The sequence below is a fragment of the Vibrio sp. M260118 genome (assembly GCF_036533755.1).
In the GTDB taxonomy this organism is placed as follows: Bacteria; Pseudomonadota; Gammaproteobacteria; order Enterobacterales; family Vibrionaceae; genus Vibrio.
In genome coordinates this window covers 1-6,038 of record NZ_JATABG010000310.1, presented here as the reverse complement: position 1 = coordinate 6,038, position 6,038 = coordinate 1, and the positions used below count along the sequence as shown (strand labels likewise).

Annotated in this window: 6 protein-coding genes and 1 pseudogene; 3 read left to right on the top strand and 4 right to left on the bottom strand. The window is 46.3% G+C overall.

Annotation, left to right across the window (positions count from 1 at the left end; all coding sequences use genetic code 11):
- Positions 1-1,208: bifunctional UDP-sugar hydrolase/5'-nucleotidase UshA (gene ushA / locus QTO00_RS15600; protein ID WP_331425609.1), on the top strand; the 1,208-nt coding region annotated here is incomplete at its 5' end.
- Positions 1,209-1,292: 84 nt separating this feature from the next.
- Positions 1,293-1,685 (top strand): annotated as a pseudogene (gene ybaK, locus QTO00_RS15595) (Cys-tRNA(Pro) deacylase); the annotation flags it as partial.
- 63 nt (positions 1,686-1,748) lie between these two features.
- Here ybaK and QTO00_RS15590 read toward each other — a convergent pair.
- A complete protein-coding gene (locus QTO00_RS15590) occupies positions 1,749-2,993 on the bottom strand; it encodes a uracil-xanthine permease family protein (RefSeq protein ID WP_331425607.1) in 1,245 nt (414 codons plus the stop codon).
- A gap of 245 nt (positions 2,994-3,238) precedes the next feature.
- On the opposite strand from QTO00_RS15590, the gene QTO00_RS15585 reads away from it, so the two are divergent.
- Positions 3,239-4,489, top strand: coding sequence for a DUF2066 domain-containing protein (locus QTO00_RS15585; protein WP_331425606.1), 1,251 nt, complete (start codon positions 3,239-3,241; stop codon positions 4,487-4,489).
- 33 nt (positions 4,490-4,522) lie between these two features.
- Here the strand turns inward: QTO00_RS15585 and QTO00_RS15580 are convergent, their stop codons facing one another.
- Genes QTO00_RS15580 through arsC form a run of 3 tightly spaced genes read right to left on the bottom strand, consistent with a single transcriptional unit; the run spans position 4,523 to position 5,861 of the window.
- On the bottom strand, positions 4,523-4,948 hold the full coding sequence (locus QTO00_RS15580) for a DUF2069 domain-containing protein (protein ID WP_331425605.1): 426 nt from the start codon (positions 4,946-4,948) through the stop codon (positions 4,523-4,525).
- A gap of 2 nt (positions 4,949-4,950) precedes the next feature.
- Positions 4,951-5,520, bottom strand: a complete 570-nt coding sequence (gene wrbA / locus QTO00_RS15575; RefSeq protein ID WP_331425604.1) for an NAD(P)H:quinone oxidoreductase — start codon at positions 5,518-5,520, stop codon at positions 4,951-4,953.
- Positions 5,517-5,861 (bottom strand): arsenate reductase (glutaredoxin), encoded by a 345-nt coding sequence (arsC, locus tag QTO00_RS15570; protein ID WP_331425603.1) that lies wholly within the window; start codon positions 5,859-5,861, stop codon positions 5,517-5,519. Before arsC ends, wrbA begins: the two co-directional genes overlap by 4 nt.
- Positions 5,862-6,038: the final 177 nt, after the last annotated feature.

Genomic DNA, 6,038 nt, shown 5'->3' with positions numbered 1-6,038 from the left:
GCGAGCGTATGTTCCAAGCATACGAGATGTTCGATCTTCAAGGCATCAAGGTCGCTGTTATTGGTCTGACAACAGAAGATACTCAAAAAATCGGTAACCCAGAGTTTATCGGTGGCATTGATTTCCGTGACCCTAAAGAAGAAGCGAAACAGCTCATTGCTGAGCTAGAGAAGACAGAAAAACCAGATCTGATCTTTGCAGTTACCCACATGGGCCACTACGAAAACGGCAAACGTGGCGTTAACGCTCCTGGTGATGTAGCACTTGCTCGTTACCTAGATGAAGGTTCTCTAGACATGATCGTTGGTGGTCACTCTCAAGAGCCTGTATGTATGGAAGCGCCAAACGTAGTTAAGAAAAACTTCAAGCCTTCTGACGAGTGTAAGCCAGACATGCAGAACGGTACCTACATCGTTCAGGCACACGAGTGGGGTAAGTATGTAGGTCGTGCAGATTACGAATTCCGTAACGGCGAGCTAGAGATGGTGAGCTACGATCTAATCCCTGTGAACTTGAAGAAGAAAGTTAAGATCGACGGTAAGAAGCAGCGTGTACTTATCGAAGATGAGATTGCACAAGATTCGGAACTGCTTGAGTTCCTACGTCCTTACCAAGAGCAAGGTCAAGCTCAGCTGAATGTTAAAATTGCTGAGACAAATGGCAAGCTTGAAGGTGACCGTAATGTGGTTCGCTTCCAGCAAACTAACCTAGGTCGTCTGATCGCAACTGCTCATATGGAGCGTGCGAAAGCGGACTTCGCGGTAATGAACTCTGGTGGTGTTCGTGACTCTATTGAAGCGGGCGACGTAACTTACAAAGACGTACTGACTGTTCAACCATTCGCTAACATCCTGACTTACACTGATATGTCAGGTAAAGAAGTGATGGATTACCTAAACGTAGTAGCAACTAAACCAGTAGACTCTGGTGCGTATGCTCAGTTTGCAGGTATCTCTATGACAGTTGCTGACGGTAAGGTATCGAACGTATTTATTGGTGGCAAACAGTTACGTCTAGACGAGACTTACCGCTTCACTGTACCAAGCTACAACGCAGCTGGTGGTGATGGTTACCCTAAACTAACGGGTCACCCAGGTCACGTAAACACGGGTTTCGTAGATGCTGAAGTACTTAAAGAGTACATGGAATCGAACAGCCCAATCGACGTTAACAAATACGCACCATCTGGTGAGATGGTTTATAAGTAAGTTGACACTCGCTTATAAGGCTATTTAATCTAAAGCGCTGCTCAATAAGAGCAGCGCTTTTTGTTTGTCTGAACAGGAGGGAGTATGACTCCTGCAATTAATCTCGCTAAAAAGAAAAAAATCACCCACACTATTCATCAGTATCACCATGACCCACGAGCGGAAAGCTATGGCTTAGAGGCGGTTGAAGCCTTAGGGCAAAATCCTGAGCAAGTGTTTAAGACTCTGTTGTTTTGTATTAATGGTGAGGCGAAAAATCTCGCTGTTGCGGTTATTCCCGTGGATCAAAAGCTCAATTTAAAGCAAGCGGCAAAGGCGGCAAAAGGCAAGAAAGCAGAAATGGCTAACCCAGATATTGCGCAAAAGACCACAGGTTATGTAGTGGGTGGGATAAGTCCATTAGGACAGAAAAAAGCGCTGCCGACTTTTATTCATCAAAGTGCGATGGGTCAAGAGACTATCTGTGTGAGCGCCGGAATCGAAACTCGAAACTCGAAACTCGAAACTCGAAACTCGAAACTCGAAACTCGAAACTCGAAACTACTTAACTTCTTCTTCCATCTGTGCGTTATCCACTACATGGTTTTCGCCCAGATCTTGAGGCAAGATTAGGTTAAGAAGAATAGCCACGATACCACACAAACTCACGCCTTGTAGGCTGAACTCGCCAACACCAAATGCCATACCACCAATACCGAATACAAGGGTAATTGCCACAATTACTAGGTTGCGTGATTTATGTAGGTCGACATTGTTCTTAATTAGCGTGTTTAAGCCAACGGTAGCGATTGAACCAAATAGAAGAATCATGATGCCGCCCATCACTGGCATCGGAATCGTTTGTAGTGTTGCGCCTAGCTTACCAACTAACGCAAGTACAATCGCACAAACTGCTGCCCAAGTCATGATTACAGGGTTGAACGCTTTGGTTAGCATTACCGCGCCCGTTACTTCCGAATAGGTAGTATTTGGTGGCGCGCCAACCATTGATGCAGCGATCGTTGCTACCCCGTCACCAGTGATGGTGCGGTGTAAGCCTGGTTTCTTAACATAGTTCTTACCCGTTACGTTCGAAATAGCCAGCATGTCACCAACGTGTTCTACAGCAGGAGCAATCGCAACAGGGATCATAAATAGGATGGCGTTAATATTGAACTCTGGGAAGGTGAAGTTAGGCAGAGCGAACCAAGCGGCTTGCTGAACTGGCGAGAAGTCAACAATGCCATAGCCGAGGCTTAGCGCGTAACCAACGACGATGCCGCCTAGGATTGGTGTTAGTTTTAAGAAGCCTTTTGCGAACACACTCAGAATGATGGTGGTAAGTAGAGACGCAACCGAAATAACCAGTGACGCATTGGCATCAATGACTTGAGCTCCATCTACTTTTCCTAGTGCCATGTTAACCGCAACAGGCGCAAGACCTAAACCGATAACCATGATTACTGGGCCGACAACAACTGGTGGTAGAAGTTTATGTATAATTTCTACACCGCGAGCTTTAATCAGCGCGCCCATTGCCACGTAGACACAACCTGCAGCCATAAGGCCACCCATAGTTGCTGGAATACCCCACGTTTGTACACCGTATAAAATTGGTGCAATAAAGGCGAACGATGAAGCGAGGAAGATGGGAACTGCTCGGCGAGTAATAAGTTGAAACAGAAGTGTTCCGACACCGGCACCGAATAGGGCAACACTAGGATCTAGGCCTGTCAGCAGTGGGACTAATACTAAAGCCCCGAATGCGACAAACAGCATTTGTGCACCTTGAATGGCGTTTTTCATGGGTTATTCCTTAACGTAGCGAAGTACAGAGTAATTACTCTTCAATCAAACAAATTCGCAGGATTCTATCATTAAGGCAAACGTTTGCCATCTGAACTGGATCAAATAATTGACGATTCACTCATCGACTAACCTTATAGATTTACTCGCTCTAAACCTCATAACCTAGACCGATAGTTGCTCACCACTCGATAGTTGCTTATCATCGACGTTTAAACGTGTAAGAAACTGATCTTAGGAAGTGTATGCGCCATCTAGCTTTGTTCATTTTGGGACTGGTTGCTCTACCGGCATTAGCGTTGACCAATGTCGATTTGTACCAAACTGAAGTTGTAATAGACCAAACGGCTGACAATGCCGATGCCCAAGCGCGTGTAGAAGGCATGAAACAGGTGATAGTGAGAGCTTCAGGTGACCGCAATGCGGTTTCAAATGAGGTTGTGCAAAAAGCACTTAGCCAGAGCAGCCAATACGTGGCACAGCTTAGTTACGGTCAAATCAACGATGCCCAGTCTCTGCGTATGGTGTTTAGCGCGCCACACATCCGTTCACTACTTAGCCAAGCTCAACTGCCAATCTGGCCTGCAGCACGTGCCAACTTGTTGGTGTGGTTAGTCGAAGAGACTCAAGCTGATCGTACAATTGTGTGGGAGCATTCGCCTTCTTCCGTCTTGACTCAGATGAAACAAGAAGCCGCAGTACGAGGACTGCCATTAACAGTACCAGTCGGTGATTTTGATGATATTACCGGTGTCGCAGTGTCTGATTTGTGGGGTGGTTTTATACAGCCAGTAGGCCAAGCTAGCCAACGTTATCCTGTTGATGGTGTGTTGGTGGTTCGTGCTCAGTCAAACAGCTTAAGATGGACTCTGTATGACCAAAAGCCGTCAAGTATTGGTGTGACTCGCCAAGCGCCTCTGTCTGGCTCAAACAACGGTGCTGATGCCGCAACTAAAATGGTTAATCAAATCAGTGACTATTACGCTAAGAAGAGCGCGGTTGTGGTTGCGAGCGAGTCTTCAGAGTCAGTGAAAGTTCGATTCACTGAGTTAAATGATGCGGTGGGTTTCTTTACCTTAGAAAACCAATTGAAGAAGCTAAGCTCGGTTGCCTCACTTGATATTCTTAAGATCAAAGGTAATCAGGTCACTTTTGAAGTGCATTTGTTGGCTTCTCAGCAAGAGTTTGAGCAAGAAGTTCGCCGTATGCGCGATGTTGTTCAGTTAGAGAGCGTGACAGAACAAGCGCCAGTTGTTATGCCTGAAGTCGTTGCGCCTGAAGATAATCTAGTTGCACCACAGGATGAACTCAGTGACGCGCCATTAGCGGTTGAGACTCTAGAACCTGCGCCAGAAGTTGTACCTGCTGAGATGATTATGGTATTCGAATGGCAAGGTCAGCCGTATGTTTATATCGCTCCTGTAGAAGAGGAAGTCCAAGCAGAAGCAATCACTGATGGTGAAGTGACTGAGCAAACGGAAACGAGCGAGCAGTAACAGTGAAAAAGGTCTGGAAATCCAGACCTTTTTTTATTCAGATTCGAAGCGTGCTTTCTCTTCTTTCTCGACTTTAGACAATCGTTTTAGCTTCATTCCCAACTCTTTGCCTCTGGCTCTTGCGTAAAGAATATTGCCAAAGAATGCCATTGTCGTTAACACGAGCTCAACCCCAGCTAGCCAACGTTCGCCGTCATCGACATAGAGGATAGTGAATGCGTGCAAAAAGTAGAGCATCAAAACAAAGTTAGCCCAGGCATGGGTATAAGGTTTACCTGCGAGAATACCCGGAAGTGGCAGCAGTAATGGTACTGCCCAGGCGATGGCTAATGTGGTACTGCTTATGTGTGGATGAGGTGATAGTGACAGTTGCCAAATCATTATCCACGCGAGTAAAGCAAGGTTGCCAAATAAAGCCAACAGGCGGTAGAGCTTAGTTGTTGACTGCATCTCCTGCATCGTTATTGATCCTTCATTTTCACTGCGGTTTGCGCGAGGCGTTTCCCCAGTTGTTGTGACAGCTCGATTTCATCTTTGGTTAGCGCTGTGCTATGAGAACTTACCGATGTTGCACCATAAGGCGTGCCACCGCTAACTGTAGTGTGAAGCTTGGGCTCGGAGTAGGGTATGCCTAGCACCATCATTCCGTGGTGTAACAGTGGCAGCATCATGCTTTGTAGCGTGGTTTCTTGACCGCCGTGCATGCTAGATGATGAGGTAAAAACACACGCTGGCTTATCTATCAAATCACCCGAGACCCATGCCGAAGTGCTTTTATCCCAAAAGTGCTTAAGCGGTGCCGCCATATTGCCAAACCAGACCGGACTGCCCATCGCTAACCCATCACATTGTTTTAGCTCTTCGAGAGTAATGATAGGATCGTCTGCGTTGTCTACGGCATCGATCTCATCAACAGTACGCAGTATGGCTTCACACTGTGGCACTGATTCAACCCCACGAGCAATTTGACGAGCTATCGCGCGTGTCGAACCGTGGCGGCTGTAATAGAGGATAATGACACGGCAAATCATAAGATTTCTAAGACTTGCTCCGGTGGTCGACCGTGTTTGGCTTTGCCATTAGCGACAACAATAGGACGCTCAATCAGTTTTGGATTCTCAGCCATTGCTTTGAATAGGGTCTCATCATCCGCCGACTTTAGTTCAAGCTCTTTGTAGATGTCCTCTTTAGTTCGCATCATGTCGCGTACTTCTGAGAGTTCGAGCTGATCCATTAATGTTTTTAGCTCCTCGATGCTTGGTGGCGTATCGAGATATTTGATGATCTCAGGTTGAATGTTCTGCTCTTCGAGCAGTGCAAGAGTTTGACGGCTTTTAGAGCAACGTGGGTTGTGATAAATCACGACTGACATAGAGTTTTCTCCATTTATTATTGTAAGGCAAAGAAACGATCCCTTTCGACCATCAACTGGTCAATACGGGCATCATATCTTGCTTGCTTTAGGCTTCCTAGCTCAGCAATTTGGCTAGCTTGCGTATAGTATTGAATCGCTTTGTTCCAATTGGCTTTTAGGGCCAGAATCTCTGCA

What these genes read in the sequence shown, in the direction of transcription:
- QTO00_RS15590 (WP_331425607.1), bottom strand. Translation starts at nt 2,993, where the DNA reads ATGAAAAACGCCATTCAAGGTGCACAAATGCTGTTTGTCGCATTCGGG.
- QTO00_RS15585 (WP_331425606.1), top strand. Translation starts at nt 3,239, where the DNA reads ATGCGCCATCTAGCTTTGTTCATTTTGGGACTGGTTGCTCTACCGGCA.
- QTO00_RS15580 (WP_331425605.1), bottom strand. Translation starts at nt 4,948, where the DNA reads ATGCAGGAGATGCAGTCAACAACTAAGCTCTACCGCCTGTTGGCTTTA.
- wrbA (WP_331425604.1), bottom strand. Translation starts at nt 5,520, where the DNA reads ATGATTTGCCGTGTCATTATCCTCTATTACAGCCGCCACGGTTCGACA.
- arsC (WP_331425603.1), bottom strand. Translation starts at nt 5,861, where the DNA reads ATGTCAGTCGTGATTTATCACAACCCACGTTGCTCTAAAAGCCGTCAA.